The sequence below is a fragment of the Rubellimicrobium thermophilum DSM 16684 genome (genome assembly GCF_000442315.1).
In the GTDB taxonomy this organism is placed as follows: Bacteria; Pseudomonadota; Alphaproteobacteria; order Rhodobacterales; family Rhodobacteraceae; genus Rubellimicrobium; species Rubellimicrobium thermophilum.
This window is the reverse complement of sequence record NZ_KE557324.1, coordinates 199,683-219,050: the sequence shown is the minus strand read 5'-3', so window position 1 is coordinate 219,050 and position 19,368 is coordinate 199,683. Positions and strand designations below refer to the sequence as shown.

The 19,368-nt window shown below is 69.7% G+C and carries 14 protein-coding genes and 4 pseudogenes; 10 read left to right on the top strand and 8 right to left on the bottom strand.

What is annotated here, in order from left to right:
* Window positions 1-7 precede the first annotated feature (7 nt).
* Entirely contained in the window at window positions 8-1,636 is a 1,629-nt protein-coding gene (locus RUTHE_RS13330) for an acyl-CoA dehydrogenase family protein (protein ID WP_021098988.1), read from the bottom strand.
* Window positions 1,637-1,908: 272 nt separating this feature from the next.
* On the opposite strand from RUTHE_RS13330, the gene RUTHE_RS17800 reads away from it, so the two are divergent.
* The 3 genes from RUTHE_RS17800 to RUTHE_RS13320 all read left to right on the top strand — a co-directional run bounded on the left by RUTHE_RS17800 (window position 1,909) and on the right by RUTHE_RS13320 (window position 4,915).
* Window positions 1,909-2,790: a M66 family metalloprotease gene (locus RUTHE_RS17800; protein ID WP_021098987.1), complete on the top strand. Its 882-nt coding sequence runs from the start codon at window positions 1,909-1,911 to the stop codon at window positions 2,788-2,790.
* Window positions 2,684-3,616 carry a DUF4214 domain-containing protein gene (locus RUTHE_RS15625; protein WP_051150477.1) on the top strand — a complete coding sequence of 311 codons (933 nt, stop codon included), beginning with the start codon at window positions 2,684-2,686 and terminating at the stop codon, window positions 3,614-3,616. The genes RUTHE_RS17800 and RUTHE_RS15625 overlap by 107 nt, the downstream gene beginning before the upstream one ends.
* A gap of 150 nt (window positions 3,617-3,766) precedes the next feature.
* A complete protein-coding gene (locus RUTHE_RS13320) occupies window positions 3,767-4,915 on the top strand; it encodes a polysaccharide biosynthesis/export family protein (protein WP_021098985.1) in 1,149 nt (382 codons plus the stop codon).
* Window positions 4,916-4,918: 3 nt separating this feature from the next.
* Here RUTHE_RS13320 and RUTHE_RS13315 read toward each other — a convergent pair whose 3' ends face one another.
* The 6 genes and pseudogenes from RUTHE_RS13315 to RUTHE_RS17100 all read right to left on the bottom strand — a co-directional run bounded on the left by RUTHE_RS13315 (window position 4,919) and on the right by RUTHE_RS17100 (window position 11,301).
* Window positions 4,919-6,547 (bottom strand): ABC transporter ATP-binding protein, encoded by a 1,629-nt coding sequence (locus RUTHE_RS13315; protein WP_021098984.1) that lies wholly within the window; start codon window positions 6,545-6,547, stop codon window positions 4,919-4,921.
* Complete coding sequence (locus RUTHE_RS13310; protein ID WP_021098983.1) at window positions 6,547-7,473, bottom strand: ABC transporter permease; 927 nt, start codon at window positions 7,471-7,473, stop codon at window positions 6,547-6,549. The genes RUTHE_RS13315 and RUTHE_RS13310 overlap by 1 nt, the downstream gene beginning before the upstream one ends.
* Window positions 7,474-7,479: 6 nt before the next feature.
* A pseudogene (locus RUTHE_RS13305) lies at window positions 7,480-8,432 on the bottom strand (ABC transporter permease).
* Window positions 8,433-8,487: 55 nt separating this feature from the next.
* On the bottom strand, window positions 8,488-10,062 hold the full coding sequence (locus RUTHE_RS13300) for an ABC transporter substrate-binding protein (RefSeq protein WP_021098980.1): 1,575 nt from the start codon (window positions 10,060-10,062) through the stop codon (window positions 8,488-8,490).
* Window positions 10,063-10,286: 224 nt separating this feature from the next.
* Entirely contained in the window at window positions 10,287-10,775 is a 489-nt protein-coding gene (locus tag RUTHE_RS17105; RefSeq protein WP_211217758.1) for a helix-turn-helix domain-containing protein, read from the bottom strand.
* Window positions 10,705-11,301: an AraC family transcriptional regulator gene (locus RUTHE_RS17100; RefSeq protein WP_021098978.1), complete on the bottom strand. Its 597-nt coding sequence runs from the start codon at window positions 11,299-11,301 to the stop codon at window positions 10,705-10,707. Before RUTHE_RS17100 ends, RUTHE_RS17105 begins: the two co-directional genes overlap by 71 nt.
* 102 nt (window positions 11,302-11,403) lie before the next feature.
* Here RUTHE_RS17100 and RUTHE_RS13290 point away from each other — a divergent pair.
* The 7 genes and pseudogenes from RUTHE_RS13290 to RUTHE_RS13270 all read left to right on the top strand — a co-directional run bounded on the left by RUTHE_RS13290 (window position 11,404) and on the right by RUTHE_RS13270 (window position 17,776).
* Window positions 11,404-12,310, top strand: a pseudogene (locus RUTHE_RS13290) (beta-keto acid cleavage family enzyme).
* 2 nt (window positions 12,311-12,312) lie between these two features.
* On the top strand, window positions 12,313-13,773 hold the full coding sequence (locus RUTHE_RS13285; RefSeq protein WP_021098975.1) for a carnitine 3-dehydrogenase: 1,461 nt from the start codon (window positions 12,313-12,315) through the stop codon (window positions 13,771-13,773).
* A 3-nt stretch (window positions 13,774-13,776) separates the two neighbouring features.
* Entirely contained in the window at window positions 13,777-14,943 is a 1,167-nt protein-coding gene (locus RUTHE_RS13280; RefSeq protein WP_021098974.1) for an acyl-CoA dehydrogenase family protein, read from the top strand.
* A 2-nt stretch (window positions 14,944-14,945) separates the two neighbouring features.
* Window positions 14,946-16,427, top strand: a complete 1,482-nt coding sequence (locus RUTHE_RS13275) for a CoA-binding protein (RefSeq protein ID WP_021098973.1) — start codon at window positions 14,946-14,948, stop codon at window positions 16,425-16,427.
* Window positions 16,355-16,522 (top strand): annotated as a pseudogene (locus tag RUTHE_RS18440) (acetate--CoA ligase family protein); the annotation flags it as partial. The gene RUTHE_RS13275 and the pseudogene RUTHE_RS18440, both read left to right, overlap by 73 nt.
* Window positions 16,523-16,541: 19 nt before the next feature.
* The gene (locus RUTHE_RS18435) at window positions 16,542-16,982 is read left to right on the top strand and encodes an acetate--CoA ligase family protein (protein ID WP_342662255.1); all 441 of its coding nucleotides are present in this window, start codon (window positions 16,542-16,544) and stop codon (window positions 16,980-16,982) included.
* Entirely contained in the window at window positions 16,979-17,776 is a 798-nt protein-coding gene (locus RUTHE_RS13270; RefSeq protein ID WP_021098971.1) for a carnitinyl-CoA dehydratase, read from the top strand. The genes RUTHE_RS18435 and RUTHE_RS13270 overlap by 4 nt, the downstream gene beginning before the upstream one ends.
* A 28-nt stretch (window positions 17,777-17,804) precedes the next feature.
* Here RUTHE_RS13270 and RUTHE_RS13265 read toward each other — a convergent pair.
* Window positions 17,805-19,359 (bottom strand): annotated as a pseudogene (locus tag RUTHE_RS13265) (trimethylamine methyltransferase family protein).
* Window positions 19,360-19,368 lie beyond the last annotated feature (9 nt).

The following is a 19,368-nucleotide window of genomic DNA, read 5'->3' as shown; positions in this document are numbered from 1 at the left end:
GGGCCTGTCATTCCGATTCCCCCGCGGGCCCTGCCCCTCCGAGGCGGGCGAGAATCGCCCCCTCGGCCAGACCCGTCAGGGCGCCGGGGACGGGCGGACAATCCGCCAGCCGCGCACGGGCATAGCCTTCGGCCACCGGCGCAGGCGCGGTGCGGGCCAGGACCGAGGCCGTCAGCAGCGCCGCCGCCTGTGCCGCCCAGAGCCGCGCATCCCCCTCATCCGGCGGGCCGGGCCAGCGGTCGCGGAAGGCGGCAAGCGCGGCGTCATAGGGCGGATCGCCGGCGCCTGCGTCCCATTCGGCCTCGAGCGCCTCGCGGGCCTCCGGCACGCGCGAGAGGGTGCGCAGGACATCGAGCACGATCACGTTGCCCGAGCCTTCCCAGATGCCGTTGAGCGGCGCCTCGCGGTAGAGCATGGGCATCGGCGTGTCCTCGACATAGCCCATGCCGCCCAAGGCCTCCATCGCCTCGGCCATGACGGTCATGCAGCGCTTGTTGGCAAGGAACTTGGCCAGCGCGACGCCGATGCGGGCGAAGGCCTGTTCGCCCCGGTCGAAGGCCGCCGCCACCCGCAGGCCGAGCGCCAGCGCCCCTTCCCAGTCGAGGCACAGATCGGCCAGCACGCGACGCATCAGGGGCTGGTCGATCAGGCGCCGCCCAAAGGCCCTGCGCCCCTCGCACCACCACAGCGCCTCGCGCAGGGCGGCGCGCATGAGGCCCGCGGGCGCCATCGCGGTATCGAGGCGCGTGTGATGGACCATCCCGAGAATCGTGCGGACCCCCTGCCCCTCCTCGCCGAGTCGCTGCGCCCAGGCCCGTTCGTATTCGATCTCGGCGCTGGCATTGGCGCGGTTGCCGCATTTGTCCTTGAGGCGCTGGAGGCGGATGGCGTTGCGCGTCCCGTCGGGCAGCCAGCGGGGGACGACAAAGCAGGTCAACCCGCCGGGCGCCTGCGCGAGCGTCAGGAACCCGTCCGACATGGGGGCCGAGCAGAACCATTTGTGCCCCGTGAGGCGCCAGTCCTCGCCATCCCGTTCGGCGCGGGTGGTGTTGGCGCGGACATCGCTGCCGCCCTGCTTCTCGGTCATGGCCATGCCCATGGTCGCGGCGCGTTTCTCCGCGACGGGGGCAAGGGCCGGGTCATAGGCCGCGGCCGTCAGGCGCGGCACCCAGAGCGCCGCCAGCGCCGGATCGGCGCGCAGTGCCGGAACGGCGGCATAGGTCATCGTCATCGGGCAGCAGACCCCCGGTTCGGCCTGGGTCAGCAGATAGACCATGGCCGCATGGGCGACATGCCCGCCGGGCCGCCCGTCCCAGGGCCGTGCGGCATAGCCCGCCTCCAGCCCCATCGCCATGAGGGCGTGCCAGGCGGGATGGAACGCGACCTCGTCCAGCCGCCGGCCCGCCCGGTCCCAGAGGCGCAGCTCGGGCGGGTGGCGGCGTGCGGCCTCGCCCAGGGCCCAGGCATCGCCGTCGCGGATCGCGGCACCCAGCGCGGCAGGCGTCTGCGCATCGCCCCCCTGCGCGGCCAGACGCCCGCGCAGGGCCGGATCGTCCGCCCAGGGATCGGGGGGATCCGCCGGTTCGGGCTGGTTGGCCACCGCATGAGTTGCAAAGGTCTCCGTGGCACGGAACATGGCGCTGTCTCCTCCCTGGGGCTCAGCCTAGTCCCGGCGCGACAGAGCGGGGAATTTTCGTCGCGTCCGTCAGGAAAGTTTCAATCCGTTCCAGCCACGATCCTCAGAAGGAACCCGTCTGCGATCAAGTACGAAGGATCCTCAGCCGATGACCCATCAGCGCCGTCCCGGCGCCCCATTCCGGCCGCATCGGTCCCCGACCCTGCGACGCAAGCCCCCTGCAACCCGGACAGGACGACGATCCGATCAACTCGACTAGGGAGCGTGACCCGATGAGCGCCATGCCCGCCGCGACGCAGACCCTGGCCCATTACATGACCCACGAATACTGGCGGGCCGAGGGTCTTCCCTTCACCACGCTCAGGCATGCCGTCACGCCCACGAACAAGGTCGTCACGGTGAACCTGACCGGCCTGACCGCAGAGGGGCAGTGGCTTGCCCGGCAGGCACTGGAGGCGTGGAAATCGGTCGTGGACCTCGATTTCCGCGAGGTGACGTCGGGCGGCAAGATCCTGTTCGACGACAACGCAGCCGGCGCCAGTACCAGCCACAGCGCCACCCGCGGCGGCACCATCCTGTCGGCCAAGGTCGTGATCTCCACCGACTGGCTCGCCCGCTATGGCACCACGCTCGACAGCTACAGCTTCCACACCTATCTGCACGAGATCGGCCACGCGCTCGGCCTTGGGCATCTGGGCACCTACCGCGCCAATGCCTCCTTCAGCGAGGCGCGCTTCCTGACCGACTCGTGGCAGCAGTCGGTCATGTCCTATTTCAACCAGAACGAGAACACCTTTATCGATGCGAGCTATGCCCGCGTCGTCACGCCGATGATGGCCGATGTCATGGCCATCCAGAGCCTCTATGGCGCCCCGCGCGGGGGGGCCACCGCGGGGGACACGGTCTATGGCCTGGGCGGGACGCTCAAGACCTATCTCGGGTCCCTGCTCGCCCGGCCGCAGGGCCTGTCGAATGCCACCGCCACGATCTACGATGGAGGGGGGGATCGACAGGATCGACTTCTCGCACGACACCAAGGCGCAGCGGGTGGACCTGAACGATGGCGCCATCTCGGACGTGTTCGGCCTCAAGGGCAACCTCGCCATCGCCATCGGCACGGTGATCGAAAACTATGTCGCCGGACGGGCCGATGACAGGATCACCGGCAACGCGGCGGGCAACGTCATCCACGGCATGGCCGGCAACGACATCATCGACGGCGCGGCGGGCAACGACGTACTTTATGGCGGGCCGGGCCGCGACGTGCTGCGCGGTGGGACAGGCCATGACCGCCTCTTCGGCGAGCGTGCCGGCGGCCCGACCGAGGTGCAGGGCGCGCAGATCTACCGCCTCTATGGTGCGGTGTTCGACCGTGAGCCGGATGCGGGGGGGTTTGCGCATTGGGCGGAGGCGCTGGCAGGGGGGCGGCCCTATCTGTCGGTGGTCCAGGGTTTCACCGCCTCGCGCGAGTTCCAGCTGCGCTACGGGGCGACCGACGATCGGCAGTTCGTCACCCTGCTTTACAACAATGTGCTCGACCGGGCCCCCGATCCGGGCGGGTTGGCCCACTGGACCGGACAGCTCGCCTCGGGACAGATGACGCGCCCCGAGGTCGTGCGCGGCTTTGCCGAAAGCCGCGAGTTCCAGACGAAGACGGCCGCCGAGATGAAGGCCTGGATGCGCGCGCAGGGGCCCGACGACCGGCTCAACGGGGGGCCGGGAAGCGACGTGCTGCACGGGGGTATCGGGGCGGACAGCTTCGTGTTCTCGCGCGCCGATGCGGGCCATCATCGCGTGGCCGACCTCCAGTCCTGGGACTGGCTCGAGTTCCACGGCTTCGGCTACAGTCACGCCGGTGAGGCGCTCGCGCGGATGACGCAGGTGGGCGCGGACGTCCACTTCGCGGATCAGGGGACGACGGTCGTGCTGTCGCAGACCAGGCTCGCCGACCTCACCGCAGACATGTTCGTCTTTGCCTGATCCGCGCCCGGAGGCAGGTTTCCGCTAGGGCGCCCGGCCTTCGGGCTTTGCGAAGCCCTGCGCGCCCGCTAAGGATCACCCACGAAGACGCGGCCCCGCCGGCTCGCCGGACGAGAGACCGCGCCGGGCGGAACATGAGGGCGAAGGCGGATGCGCAGGGCATTGTCGCGGACAGGGGCGGCCGGATCCGGCCCCGCGAGGGGGGTTCTGGTCCTGATGCTGGCGTCTGGCCTTGCCGCCTGTGGGGCGCTGCCCCGGGGGGCGGGCCTCGAATCCGAGGTGCTGCGCGTCACCTCGGACGAGGTGCCCGCCGATTTTGCCGTGGAACCCGTGACCCGCGCCAGCCTCGCCCGCTTCGAATCCTGGCCCCGCATCGGCGAGCGGCATCTCGAATGGATCGGCCATACGGCCGAACCCCCCAACCGCATCATCGCCGCCGGCGATGTGTTGCGCGTGACCGTCTGGAACACCGAGGACAACTCGCTGCTCACCTCGCCCGGCCAGCGGTCGATCACCCTTGATCCCGTGACCGTCTCGGCCTCGGGCACGGTGTTCATGCCCTATATCGGGACGATCCGCGTCGCCGGGATGAGCCCCGACCGCGCGCGCGAGGTCATCGAGGGCCGCTATGTCGAGGTCACGCCATCGGCCCAGGTCCAGCTCGAGATCGCCGAGACTCGGGGCAACATGGTCAGCCTCGTGGGCGGGGTCGGCCGTCCCGGCACCTATCCGCTGCAGGATCAGAGCGCGACCATCCTGTCCCTGCTGGCGGAGGGGGGCGGGGTGGATCGTTCGCTCAACAATCCGCAGGTGACGCTGATGCGGGGGGGGCAGCTCTACGGCATCTCGGTGGAGCGGCTGTTCAGCGACCCCCGCCTCGACACCACGCTGCGCGGGGGGGACCGCGTCATCGTCGAGCCCGACGACCGTTATTTCCTCTCGCTCGGGGCCGCGGGCTCCGAAGCCATGCATCGCTTCCCCAAGGATGTCGTGAGCGCCCTCGATGCGCTGTCCATCATCGGCGGCGTCTCGGAGGCGCGGGCAGACCCCAAGGGCGTGCTGATCCTGCGCGGCTATCCGTCCTCGGCCGTGCGGGCGGACGGATCCGGCCCGCCCCATACGCGGGTGGTGTTCACGATCGACCTGACATCGGCCGACGGGCTGTTCAGCGCGGGTCAGTTCCGCATCCTGTCGGGCGATCTGATCTATGCCACCGAAAGCCCCGTGACCTCGGCCCAGACGATCATGACGCTGATCGGCTCGGGCTTCGGACTGATCCGCAGCGCCGGATCGCTCTGATCCTCAGCGCCCGGCCGCCCGGGCGGACGGAGCGGCGCGCCGTTCCAGAACCCGGGTGAGCCAGTCGGGATCCATCTCGGGGACCGAGGAGAGCAGCAGTTCCGTATAGGGATCATGCGGCGGGGCCAGGACGTCCGCCTTGGTGCCCTGCGTCACGATGCGCCCGTCCTTCATCACCACCACATCGTCGGCAATGGCCCGGACCGTGGCAATGTCATGGGTGATGAACAGGATCGCCAGGCCCAGCTCCTCCTGCAGGCGATCGAGCAGCTTCAGGATCCCCTCGGCCACGATCTGGTCGAGCGCGCTCGTCACCTCGTCGCAGAGCAGCACACGCGGTTCGGCCGCCAGCGCCCGGGCGATGCCGACACGCTGCCTTTGCCCGCCCGACAGCTCCGAGGGCAGGCGGTCGAGGAAGGTTGCGGGGTCGAGCTCGATCATCTCCATCAGCTCGTGCAGGCGCCTTTCGAGCGCGGCCCCGGACAGCCCGGCATGGAATTGCACCGGCCGACCGATGATCTCGCGCAGGCGCATCTTCGGGTTCAGCGCGGTATCGGCGGACTGATAGATCATCTGCACCGCGCGCAGATCCTCTCTGGGCCGCATACGGTAGGAGGGGGCAAGCCGCCGGCCGGCCAGGCGCAGCTCTCCCCTTGCGGGCGGCAGCAGTCCGGCGATGACCCGCGCCAGCGTGGACTTGCCCGATCCCGATTCCCCCACCACGGCCGTCGTGCGTCCGACATGCAGATCGAGATTGATGCCATGCAGGACCTGCATCATCCCATAGGCAGCACTGACATGACGCACCGCCAGCACGGGTTCGCCCACGGGAGGCGGGCGCTCGGGGCGCTGATGGCTGCGCACGGCCCAGAGCGACTTCGTGTAGGCCTCGCGCGGGGCGGACAGCATGGACCGCGTGTCGGCCTCCTCCACCTCCTGTCCGCGCAGCAGCACCTTGATGCGGTCGGCCATCTGCGCGACGACGGCCAGATCGTGGGTGATGTAGATCGCCGCCGTCCCGGAATCGCGCACGATGTCGCGAATCGCGGAGAGAACCTCGATCTGCGTCGTCACATCGAGAGCGGTCGTCGGTTCGTCGAAGATGATGAGATCGGGGCGCGAGGCCATCGCCATTGCCGTCATCGCCCGCTGGAGCTGTCCGCCCGAGACCTGATGCGGATAGCGCAGACCGATGCCGTCCGGATCGGGAAGCTGCATCCGGCGATAGAGCGCGACGGCCTCGCGTCCGGCCTGGGCGCGAGGCATGACGCCGTGGACCACGGGCGCTTCCACCGTCTGGTCGATCAGGCGGTGGGCGGGGTTGAAGCTGGCCGCGGCGGACTGGGCGACATAGGCGATGCGCCGACCCCGCAACCGGCGGCGCTGGTCCTCGGGCGCGCGGACAAGGTCGATGCCGTCGAAGAGGATGGACCCCCCGGCGATCCGGCATCCGTCGCGCACATAGCCCATCGCGGCCAGGCCCAGCGTGGACTTGCCCGCCCCGGATTCGCCGATCAGGCCCAGCACCTCGCCCCGGTTCAGGGTCAGCGACACCCCCCTGACAAGGGGCATCCAGTCGTCGCCCGAACGGCCCTCGATGGTGAGATCGCGGATATCCAGAAGCGGCGCCATCAGTCCTTGAGCCCCGAAGCGCGGTGGAGCTGCCAGTCCACCACGAAGTTGACGGCCACGGTCAGCAGGGCGATGGCCCCGGCCGGCAGCAGCGGCGTGATGTCCCCGAAGGTGATCAGCGTGGCCGTGTCGCGCACCATGCTGCCCCAGTCCGCCGTGGGCGGCTGGATGCCGAGGCCGAGGAAGGACAGCGCCGAGATCGACAGGAAGACAAAGCAGAAGCGCAGGCCGAACTCGGCCACCAGCGGCGCCATGGCGTTGGGCAGGATCTCGCGCGCGATGATGCGGGCCAGTCCTTCACCCCGCAGGCGCGCGGCCTCCACATAATCCATCACCACGATGTCCATCGCCACCGCGCGGGCAAGGCGGAAGACACGTGTCGCATCGATGACGGCGATGACGAGAATCATGTTGGGGATCGAGGGGCCGAGCAGCGTCAGCAGCAGCATGGCGAAGATCAGCGCCGGGATCGCCATGAAGGCGTCCACGATGCGGCTCAGGACCTGATCGACCCACCCTCCCACGGCCGCCGCGATCAGCCCGAGCACCGTGCCGATCCCGAAGGCCAGCGCCGTGGTGGCCAGCGCGATGCCCACCGTGTTGCGGGCACCATAGACCATCCGGCTGAACATGTCGCGCCCCAGATGATCGGTGCCCAGCCAGTGCTCCGACGACCAGGGCAGGTATTGCGCGCCGACGACCTCGCGTTCGCTGAAGGGGGCGATGAGCGGGGCGAACAGGCCGACCAGGGCATAGATCAGGATCACCGCCAGGCCGAAGGCGGCCGTCAGCGGCATGCTGCGCACGGCCCGCGCCGCCCGCGTGCCATGGGCCGCCGTCATGGCGAGGCGGCGGAACAGCCAGCCCAGGGCCGCGCCGCCCGCCAGCACCGCCGCGATCCATCCCAGAGGAACAAGCAGGGCCATCCGCGGCTATCTCCTGTGCAGAAGGCGCGGATTCGCCATGGTCGCGAGCACGTCAGCCAGCAGGTTGAGCAGGACATAGGCGGCCGCGAAGATCAGCGCCGTGGACTGGACCACCGGCACGTTACGATAGGTCACGGCATCGACCATCAGCTGCCCGAGGCCGGGATAGACGAACACCACCTCCACCACCACCACGCCGGTGATGAGATAGGCCAGGTTCAGCGCCACCACGTTGATGATGGGCGAGGCGGCATTGGGCAGCGCATGCCGTCCGATGATGCGGGCGGGGACAGGCCCTTGAGGCGGGCCATCTCGATATAGGGCGAGGCCAGCAGGTTGATGATCGCCGCCCGTGTCATCCGCATCATGTGCGCCGTGACCACGAGCGCGAGCGTCAGCGCCGGCAGGAAGGTCATGTGCAGCCGGTCGGCCAGGCCCATGCCCGGCCGCACCGCCGCCATGGTCGGGAACAGGCCCGTCTGCGCAAAGAGATAGATCAGGATGTAGGCGACGAAGAATTCGGGAAAGGCGATGGCTGTCAGCGTGGCGATGTTGGCGCCCCGGTCGAACCAGGAATTGCGCCACAGCGCCGCCAGCATCCCGAGGAGGATCGACAGCGGCACCGCGATCACCGCGGCATAGGCTGCAAGGAACAGCGTGTTGCCGAGCCGCGGCCCCACCATGGCCGCGATCGGCCGCCCATCCGTGAGCGAGGTGCCCAGATCGCCCCTGACCGCCCCCGAGATCCATTCCCAGTAGCGCACCGGGGCGGGCCGGTCGAGGCCCAGCCTTTCGCGCATGGCGGCCACCGTCTCCTCCGTGGCGGCCTGGCCGAGCCGCGCTTCGGCAATGTCGCTGCCCAGCAGCTCGATCGAGCCGAAGATCAGCAGCGTCACCGCAAAGAGCACCAGCACGCCCAGCGCCACCCGCCGGGCGATCATGCGCAGGATCACGGTCATGCCCGCCCCCCGGCAGGGGAGCGGCCCCGGACCTGCCGGGGCCTGTATGCCGGCATCAGGCGAACCACCAGCGTTCGGGGGCGCGGAAGCCGTCCAGGATCCAGTTCGCGCCGACCTGTTCGGGATGGGCAAGCCGGTCGCTGTAGGCCATCGTGTAATTGGCGAACATCGGGATGACGATGCCGCCTTCGTCGCGCACGATCAGCTGCATCTCCGAATACATCTCCTGGCGCAGCGCGGGGTCGAGCTCCACCCGCGCGGCCAGCAGCAGCTCGTTGAAGCGCGGATGATCCCAGAAGGTCTCGTTCCAGGCGGCGCCGGCGGCATAGGCCGTGGTATACATCCAGTCCGGCACCGGCCGTCCGCCCCAGTAGGTGCCGACAAAGGGCTTCACCATCCAGACATTGGACCAGTAGCCGTCATCGGGTTCGCGCACGACATTGATGGTGATGCCGGCGGCCTGCGCCTTCTCGGCATAGAGGAGGCCGGCATCGATGGCGTTCTCGAAGGTCGAGTTGGCCAGGTGCAGATCCACCGTCAGGCTGTCCATCCCCGCCTGCTGGAGATGCCATTTCGCCTGTTCGGGATCGTATTCCCGCTGCGGGATCGAGGCATCGAAGAAGGGCATCGACGGGTTGATCGGGTTGTCGTTGCCGACCGAGCCATAGCCGTTGAGGATCTTGTCCACCAGCTCCTGCCGGTCGATGGCCAGCTTGAGCGCCATGCGGACATGATTGTCGCTGAAGGGTGCCACCCGCGTGTCCATCGGAAAGCCGTAATGCTCTCCGCCGTTGAGGCTGATGATGCGGATGCCGGGTGCCCGTTCGAGCAGATGGACGGTAGGCAGGTCCACGCGGTCGATGAGATCCACCTGGCCGGAGATCAGCGCATTCTGCCGCGCCGCCGCATCGACGATGGAGATCAGCTCCAGCCCGTCGAAATAGGGCCGGCCCGGCTTGAAGTAGCCGGGGTTGCGGGTGAAGGTCGCCCGCACGCCGGGCTCGAAGCTCTCGAGGATGAAGGGCCCCGCACCGACGGTCCCGAGCGGATCGATGGCCCCGTCCGTCGCCGGCTTCACCGGCAGATGGTAGTCGGACAGCAGATAGGGGAAATCCGCATTCCCGGCATTCAGCACGATGACGACGGTGCTGTCGCCATCGGCCCGCAGCTCTGTCACCGGATCAAGCAGCGACTTGGCCGCCGAGGTCGAGCCCTCTCCGCGGTGATAGTCGAGCGAGGCCACGACATCGGCCGCCGTGATCGGCCGGTCGTCATGGAAGCGCAACCCGTCCTTCAGACGGATGGTCCAGGTCGCGGCATCGGGCGTGGCCTCCCAGGAATCGGCCAGTTCGCCGACCAGGCTGCCATCGGGCAGGACCTCGAACAGATAGGCATTGAAGGCATGCAGGAGCATGTGGGTGAAGACATGCTCGGCCACGGCCGGATCGACCGTGTCATTGGTGTTGCCCGCGGCGATGCCGATGCGCAGCGTGCCGCCCTGCTTCGGCTCCTGCGCGCGAAGCGGGGTGCCCCAGGGCGTCACCAGCGCCGCCGCACCCACCGCCGCACTGCCCTTGAGGATCCCCCGGCGCGAAATGCCGGCCCGCACCGGCCCTGTCAGTCTGGTCATCGTCCACTCCCCTGTCGGACCTTGGTTGTCCCGTTCTTGGCCCGGATCATCCCCCAGCCGCGCCGGGCGCGCAACCGCCGAAGAGGATCCGGGCATGTCCCTGGGGGTCATCCTGACGTGCTCTGCCGCAGCCCGCCCCGCTCCAGCGACGCTTTGCCGTGCAAAAGCGACGCATTCGGGTCGGGGTCACGATGGCCCCCTGTCCCCCCTTCTCCTGCCTGGCCTCAGTGCCCTCCCTCCCGGCCGGAGGGCGATGCCCGCCCTGCCCGCGCCATCGCCCGCGCCTTGCGCGCCGTCATGCCCGCATGGCGCCGAAAGGCGCGGCTGAAGGCCGAGAGCGAGGCAAAGCCCGTCCGTTCGGCCACCTCGGCCAGGGGCAGGGCCGTATCCGTCACGAGCCGCCGCGCCGCGCTGAGCCGCAGCGACAGGTAATAGGCCCCGGGCGAGGCGCCCAGATGCTCGCGAAACAGCATCTCGAGCCGCCGCAGGCTCACTCCGGCACGCCGGGCGAGGGCCTCGGCCGGCAGGGGCCGGTCGAGGGCCTGCTCCATCGCCCGCACGGCGGCCGCCACCCGCGGTTCGCGCAGGGCCAGCCGCCCCATGCTCACGGCAGGCTGGGGCTCGGAGGCGGCGCGCGTCTCGTCATAGACAAAGACGCTGGCCACCGCGAGAGCCGCCGCCGGTCCCCAGCGCTCGCGGATCAGATGCAGCATCAGGTCGAGGGCGGGCGAGGCCCCCCCCCGCCGTCAGCACGGGCCCGTCCGCCACCCAGCGATCGGGCCGCACATCCACCCCCGGATGCCGCAGGAGGAACTCCTCGTGGTCCTCCCAATGCGCCGTCGCGCGCCGCCCCTCGAGCAGGCCGAGCCCCCCCAGCACCCAGGCCCCCGATTCGATCCCGGCCACGCGCGCAAAGCGCCGCACGAGCCCCCGCAGCATCCCCAGCGCAGGCCGGGCATGTTCCAGCGCGTCGATGCCGCCGATGATGGCCAGCAGATCGCCCGACAGATCCGGCCCGAGAGGCCCCTGCACCGCGAAGGGCATCCCCGAGGAGAGCAGCACCGGCCCGCCATCGAGGCTGACCAGGCGCCAGTCCGCCCGCAGCTCTGGGGAGAGGCGGTTGAGCGCGCGCCAGGGTTCGACCGTGGCGGCGAGGGACATCAGCGAACTGCCGGGCAGGACCAGGATGGTGACGGCAAGGGGGGACGCGACCGGGCCGGATGCGAAGCGATGGGACATTGCGCAAAATGTCAAAGAGCCATCGTCTGCCGTCAACCGGCTCCCGACCTTTCTGCGGCATGATGGCGGCACAACGCGATTCCACGCGATTCCAGAGGTCCCATGCCGCTTGCCCCCTCCCGCGAGGTTTTCATCACCTGTGCCGTCACCGGCGCGGGGGACACGACGGGCCGCTCCGACAAGGTGCCCGTCACCCCCCGCCAGATCGCCGAGGCCTGTCTCGAGGCGGCCGAGGCGGGGGCGGCCATCGTCCACATCCATGTCCGTGACCCGGACACGGGCAAGGCGGCGCGTCGTGTGGACCTTTACGAAGAGGTCGTCCGGCACATCCGCGAATCGGGACAGGACATGGTCCTGAACCTGACGGCCGGGATGGGCGGGGATCTGACGCTGGGCGATCCCGAAACCCCCTGCCGCCGGCAGAGCAGGGTACCGACATGGCCGGCGCAACCGAACGTCTGGCCCATGTCGCCGCCATCCGGCCGGAGATCTGCACGCTCGACTGCGGCACGATGAATTTCGGCGAAGGCGACTACATCATGGTCAACACGCCCTCCATGCTGCTGGCCATGGCCAGGGGCATCCAGAGCCTCGGCGTGCGGCCGGAGATCGAGGCCTTCGACACCGGACACATCCTGCTGGCGAAATGGCTGCATGCGCAGGGCGCCATCGACGAACCGGCGATGATCCAGCTCTGCATGGGCATCCCCTGGGGGGCCCGGACGATCTGGCTACCTTCCTCGCCATGCGGCAGGCGGTGCCGGACGGCTGGACCGTCTCGGCCTTCTCCATCGGACGCAACCAGTTGCCCTATGTCGGCCTCGCCATCGCCGGGGGGTGCCATGTCCGCGTCGGGCTCGAGGACAATCTCTGGCTGTCCCGCGGCGTGCCGGCCACCAACGGGGCCCTGGTGACGCAGGCGCGCCGCGTCGCCGAGGGGATGGGCGCGCGCCTGCTCGGCCCTGCCGAGGTGCGCGAAAGGCTGAAGCTGACAAAGCGGTGGGGCTGACCATGACGATCCGCAACACGGCCGTCCTGGGCGGCGGCGTGATCGGCGCCGGCTGGGTGGCGCGGCTGATCGAGAACGGCCATGATGTCGCCGTCTTCGACCCCGCCCCCGATGCGCAGAGGCGGCTCGAAGCGGCGCTGGCCAATGCCGATGCGGCCTATGCCAAGCTCTACACGGCACCGCGCCGCCCAAAGGGGCAGGTCCGCATGGCAGGCTCCGTGGCCGAGGCCTGTGCCGGCGCGGATCTCATCGTCGAGGCCGTGCCCGAACGGATCGGGATCAAGCACCGCGTCTATGCCGAAGCCGAGGACAGCGCCGCCCCGGATGCCCTGATCGCCTCCTCCACCTCCGGCATCCGGCCCAGCGACCTGCAGGCCCCGCTGCGCCATCCCGAACGGCTTCTGGTCGCCCATCCCTTCAACCCCGTCTATCTTCTCCCGGTGGTGGAGATCGTGGGGGGCAAGAGGACCTCCGAAGAGGCGATTGCCCGCGCGATGGCCTTCTATCCCACGCTCGGCATGAAGCCCGTCCGCATCCGCCGGGAGATCGAGGCCTTCGTCGCCGATCGCCTGCTCGAGGCTCTCTGGCGCGAGGCGCTGTGGCTCATCCGGGACGGGATCTGCACCACGCAGGAGCTCGATGACATCGTGCGCTACGGCTTCGGCCTGCGCTGGGCGCAGATGGGGGTCTTCGACACCTATCGCGTCGCCGGAGGAGAGGCCGGGATGCGCCATTTCATGGCCCAGTTCGGCCCCTGCCTGAAATGGCCCTGGACAAGGCTCACGGATGTGCCCGAATTCGACGACGCCCTTGTCGATCTCATCGCCGGGCAGAGCGACGCCCAGAGCGGCCATATCCCCATCCGGCAACTGGAGCGCATCCGCGACGACAACCTGATCGCGATCCAGAAGGCGCTTCAGGGCACGGGCTGGGGGGCGGGCGCGCTTCTGGCCGAACACGAGACGCGGCTGGCCGCCGAAGCCCCCGAACCGGACTGGACAGGGCCGCTGCCCACCTTCGCCATCCGCGTTCCCGCCCACTGGCTCGACTACAACGGCCACATGACCGAAAGCCGCTATCTGGAGGCCTTTGCCCTGGCCACCGACGGCTTCATGCGGATGGTCGGTCTCGATGCGGAGGCGATCGCCGCAGGCCATTCGCTGTTCACCGCCGAGACCCATATCCGCCATCTGGCCGAAGTCTCGCGCGAGGAGGACATCGCCGTCACGACGCAGGTCATCGCCGCGCAGGGGCGCAAGGTCCATCTGTGGCATGCCATGCGGGCCGGCGAACGCCTGCTCGCCACGGCGGAACATCTGCTGATCCACATGGACCTCAGACGCCGCGCCAGCGCCGATCCTCCGCCCGCCGTCCGCCGGCGGATCGACCATGTCGCCGCCCTTCATGCCCGTCTGCCCCGGCCGGAAGGGATCGGCCGCCATGTCGGCCAGCCAAAGGGATAGGCCATGGATTTCGGGCTGACCGAGGAACAGCGTCTCGTCGTCGAGACCACCCGCAGCTTTGTCGAGAAGGAGCTCTACCCCCATGAGGCCGAGGTGGAGCGCAGTGGCCATCTGCGGCGCGAGATCGTCGAGGAGGTGAAGGCCAAGGCCATCGCCGCGGGCCTCTATGCCGCCAACATCCCCGCCGAACATGGCGGGGCGGGGCTCGATACCCTGACCTGGCTGCTCTACGAGAAGGAGCTGGGGCGGGCCAACTATGCCCTTCACTGGACCTGCGTGGCGCGCCCCTCCAACATCCTCTGCGCCGGCACGCCGGATCAGATCGAACGCTATCTCAAACCCTGCGTCCGGGGCGAGACCTGGGACTGTCTCGCCATGACCGAGCCCGGCGCCGGCAGCGACCTGCGGGGGATGAAGGCCACCGCCCGGCAGGGAAAAAGGGGGGGCTGGGTGCTCAACGGCACCAAGCATTTCATCTCCCATGCCGATATCGCGGGTTTCGTGATCGCCTTCATGGCCTCGGGAGAGGACGACACGCCCCGCGGCCCCCGCAAGCGCATCACCGCCTTCTTCGTGGATCGCGGCACGCCGGGCCTGACCATCCGTGACGGCTACCGCAATGTCTCGCATCGCGGCTATACCAACAGCATCATCGAATTCGACGATGTGCGCCTGCCGGCCGAACAGGTCCTGGGCGAACCCCACAGGGGCTTCGAGGTGGCCAATCGCTGGCTGGGGGCCACCCGCCTGCAGGTCGGCGCAACCTGTCTCGGCCGGGCAGAACGGGCCTTTGCCCATGCCGTGGAATGGGCCGCCACGCGCCAGCAGTTCGGACAACCCATCGGCCGCTTCCAGGGCATCGGCTTCAAGCTGGCCGACATGGCGGTGGAGATGAAGGCCGCCGAGCTGATGATCCTCGAGGCGGGCTGGAAATACGATCAGGGCACCGCGACCGATGCCGACATGGCCGCAGCCAAGCTCAAGGCGACCGAGATGCTCGCCATGGTTGCCGACGAGGCCATCCAGATCCATGGCGGGATGGGCCTGATGGAGGAGCTACCCCTGGAACGCATCTGGCGCGATGCCCGCGTGGAGCGCATCTGGGAAGGGACAAGCGAGATCCAGCGCCACATCATCAGCCGGGCGCTTCTGCGTCCCTTCGGGGCCTGACGATGCCGGCCCCTGCCCCCGACCTCTCCCGCCTGATCCGGCCGGCCTCGGTCGTCGTTCTGGGGGGTGGCTGGGCCGAGAATGTGGTGATCCAGCTTCGCAAGGCCGGCTTTTCCGGCCCGATCTGGCCCATCCATCCCCGGCGCGAGGCCATCGCCGGCGTGCCCTGCCTGCGCTCTCTGGCGGATCTGCCGGCCCCCCCCGACGCTGCCTTTGTCGGCGTCAACCGCGAGGCGACGGTGGATGTCGTGGCCGCCCTGTCCGCCATGGGGGCGGGCGGCGCGGTCTGCTTTGCCAGCGGCTTCAGGGAGGCGGGGGCGGATGCGCTGCAGGCCCGTCTGGTTGCGGCCGCAGGACCGATGCCGATCCTGGGGCCCAACTGCTATGGCCTTCTGAACGCACTCGACGGGGTGGCGCTCTGGCCGGATCAGCACGGCCTCGTGCCGGTGACGCGCGGCGTCGCCATCGTCGGCCAGTCCTCGAATGTCGCCATCAACCTGACGATGCAGCGGCGCGGCCTGCCCATCGCCTATGTGCTGATGGCCGGCAACCAGGCGCAGACGGGGATTGCCGACCTGGCAACGGCGGCCCTGCGCGATCCGCGCGTGACGGCCCTCGGCCTTCATGTCGAGGGCTTCGGCGATATCCGCGCCTTCGAGGCCATGGCCGCCGAGGCCCAGGCCCTGGGCAAGCCCGTGGTCGTCCTCAAGGCCGGGCGTTCCCCTGCCGCGCAGGCCGCCACGCTCTCGCACAGCGCCTCGCTCGCAGGGGGGCCGGCGGTGGCCTCTGCCTTCCTGCAACGGACAGGCTGTGTGGAGGTTGCGGGACTCGGCCCCTTTCTGGAGACGCTGAAGCTGCTGCATCATGGCGGGCCGCTCAGGGGGCCGCAGGTGGTCTCCGTCTCCTGCTCGGGGGGCGAGGCGTCGCTGATGGCCGACGCCGCCGAAGGGACGGCGATCCGCTGGGCGCCCTTCCCCCCCGCCACGGCGGCGCAGCTGCGGGACATCCTCGGCCCCCTGGTGACGGTGGCGAACCCGCTCGACTACCACACCTTCATCTGGGGCGACACGGCGCGGATGACCGAGACCTTCGCCGCCGTCATGGCGGGGGGCTTCGACCTGTCGGCCTTCGTTCTCGACCTGCCCCGCCCGGACCGCTGCGATCCCGCCGCCTATCGCTGTGCCGTCGAGGCGATCCTGGGCGCGAAACGGCGCACGGGCGGAAGGGCCGCCGTGCTGTCCTCCCTTCCCGAGACGATCGATGAGGATCTCACGGCCGAATTCGAAGGGGGCGCGTCGCCGTCCTGCACGGGATGGAGGCCGGCATCGCCGCCATCGACGCCGCGATCCGCGCCGGCCGCCTCCGGCCGGAGGGCCGCCCGGCCCTGCTGGGTCGGGCACCGGGCGGGGCCATCCGCACCCTGTCGGAGGCCGAGGCCAAGGCGGCGCTTGCCGCCCATGGTCTGCGCGTCCCCCCTTCGGTGACCGCAGCGGATGCCGAAGACATCGTCGCCGCGGCGCGCGGGCTGCGCTATCCCCTCGCCCTGAAGGCGCTGGGCCTCGCGCACAAGACCGAGGCCGGGGCCGTCGCCGTGAACCTTGCCGACGAGGCGGCGCTGCGCGCAGCCGCGCAGCGACTCCGCCCCTCTGGGCTCGGGGCTGATGGCCGAGGAGATGGCCCCGGCCGGAGTCGAACTCCTGATCGGCCTCACGCGGGATGCGACGGGCCTTCTTGCGCTGACGCTGGGCGCGGGCGGCGTGCTGGCCGAGCTGCTGCGCGACAGCGTCACGCTGATCCTGCCCGCCGGGCGCGAGACCATCGACGCGGCGTTGCGATCCTTGCGCCTTGCGCCCCTGCTCGAGGGCTGGCGCGGCGCGCCCCCCGCAGACCGCGGGGCCCTGCTCGACGCCGTCGAGGCCATCACCCGCTTCGCGGTCGCCGAGGCCGCCCGTCTGGTGGAACTCGACGTGAACCCGCTCATCGTCTCGCCATCGGGGGCGGTGGCGGTGGATGCCCTGATCCGACTGGAGGAGCCATGACCGACACCCCCCAGAACGGGCCTGTCAGAACCCGCCGCGAGGGCCATGTCCTCGAAGTGACACTCGACCGGCCGAAGGCGAATGCCATCGACCTTGCCACCAGCCGCCTCATGGGCGAGGTCTTCAGGGCCTTCCGCGACGACCCGGATCTGCGGGTGGCCATCGTCACCGGCGCCGGGCCGAAATTCTTCTGCCCCGGCTGGGATCTGAAGGCTGCGGCGGCGGGCGATGCGGTGGATGGCGATTACGGCGTGGGCGGCTTCGGCGGCCTGCAGGAGCTGCCAGGGCTGAACAAGCCCGTCATCGCTGCCGTCAACGGCATCTGCTGCGGCGGCGGTCTGGAGCTGGCGCTGTCCTGCGACATCATCCTGGCGGCCGAACATGCGACCTTTGCCCTGCCCGAGATCCGCTCGGGCACGGTGGCCGATGCCGCCAGCATCAAGCTGCCCAAGCGCATTCCCTATCACATCGCCATGGAGATGCTGCTGACAGGCCGCTGGATCGACGCGCAGGAGGCGCATCGCTGGGGCCTTGTGAACCGCATCCACCCTGCCGACCGGCTGATGGAGGAGGCCCGCGCGATGGCCCGACACATCGCCTCGGGCCCCCCCCTCGTGATGGCCGCGATCAAGGAGATCGTCCGCGACGCCGAGGACTCCAAGTTCCAGGACGCCCTGAACCGCATCACCAAGCGCCAGCTTCCCACGGTGGACCGGCTTTACGGTTCGGAGGATCTGAAGGAAGGCTTCCGCGCCTTCGCGGAGAAGCGCGATCCGGTCTGGAAGGGGCGCTGACCCGGCACGGGGGCGGGCCGGAACCGGGTCAGAAATGGATGCGGAACCGTTCGCGCACGGCGCGGTCGGTGACCGGGTCGATGACCGGGCGCCAGCTTTCGAGCAGCCGGTTCTTGCGGGCGATGGCGCGCTCCAGCAGATCGGGGCGCCCCAGCTCGTTCCATTCCTTGGGGCTCGTCCGGTCGGCCACGGCCGGATAGACATAATCGCTCTGCATGAGCTTCAGCGTCTGTTCGGAGCCGAGATAATGACCCGGCCCGCCCAGACAGGCCTGGCGAATCACCTCCACCGAGACGGTCTCCTCCGTCACCTCGATCCCGCGCACGCAGCGCAGCACCTGACCGAGAAGGTCATCGCCCAGAACCATGCTCTCGGGGCAGAAGCCGAGGAGCGAGGCATGCATGCCCACCGCCTCATAGACCATGTTGAGGCCGGCAAGCCCCGCCAGCGTGTTGGAGATCGCCTGTTCCCAGCCCGCCTGCATGTCGGGCAGCTTGCTGTCGGCGATTCCGGCCGCCGCCCCGCCGGGCAGGCCGTAGAAGCGATGCATCTGGGCGCAACCCGCCGTCAGCAGCGCCTGCTCGCCCGAACCGCCGGACATCGCACCCGTGCGCAGGTCCGACACGAAGGGCCAGGTGCCGAAGATCGCCGGAAACCGGGGCTGATCGCGTTCACATACACGACACCGGCCAGACATTCGGCCACCGCCTGGACGATGGCCGCGGCGATCGAGGCGGGCGCCGTGGCCCCCGCCTGCCCGGCCGAGAGCAGGAGAACCGGCATGCCGCCGCGGATGCAGGCCTCCATCGTGCGGCAGGATTCCTCGGCAAAGGTCATCGGGGGACGACGAAGCAGTTGGAATTGGACACAAAGGGCCGCTCGCGCCAGCGCGCCTCTCCGCCGGCGATCAGATGGAGCATCTCGAGCGCAGGGGCGACATGGGCGGGGTCGGAAAAGCTGGTCCCCACATGCTTGGTGGTGCCCGCGCAGCAGGCATAGAGGGTGTTCAGGTCCATCTCCAGATTGTCGGGGATGTCCCGGCAGACCATCACCCGCTGGAAGAAATGGATGTTGTCGAGCCCCTGGGCCAGCCGGGCGGCATCGAAGAGATCCCGTGCGGTCGAATCGCGGTATTCGCGCCGTTCCACATCCACGACATGGACGGCCGCCCCAGCGGTGCCGAAATGGACCCGGCTGCCGCCCAGATGCAGGTCGTGCCGGGGATCACGGCCATGCAGCGTGATGCCGCGCGCGGCCACGGCCAGCATGTCCTCGACCAGCGAGCGGGGAAAGCGGATGCGGCCGTCCGCGCCCAGCACCGCGCCCGCCCCGGTCAGGATCTCCACGCCCGAAGCGGGCGCCCGGGCCAGCCCGATCTGTTCGAGCGCATCGAGAGCGGCACGATGGATGCGCAGGACCCCCTCCTCGGTCAGGGGGCTGTAGCGCCCCCCTTCGAGACCGGGCCGGACGGGGCGGAGCGAGTCGGGCAGCGGAGCCGCGCGCTCGGCCTGCCGGGCGGCCCGCCCGCCCGCACGCCGGGCCCGGGCCGGGGCGCAGACAGGATCTTCGGTCGGATGGCTCATGAATGGCCT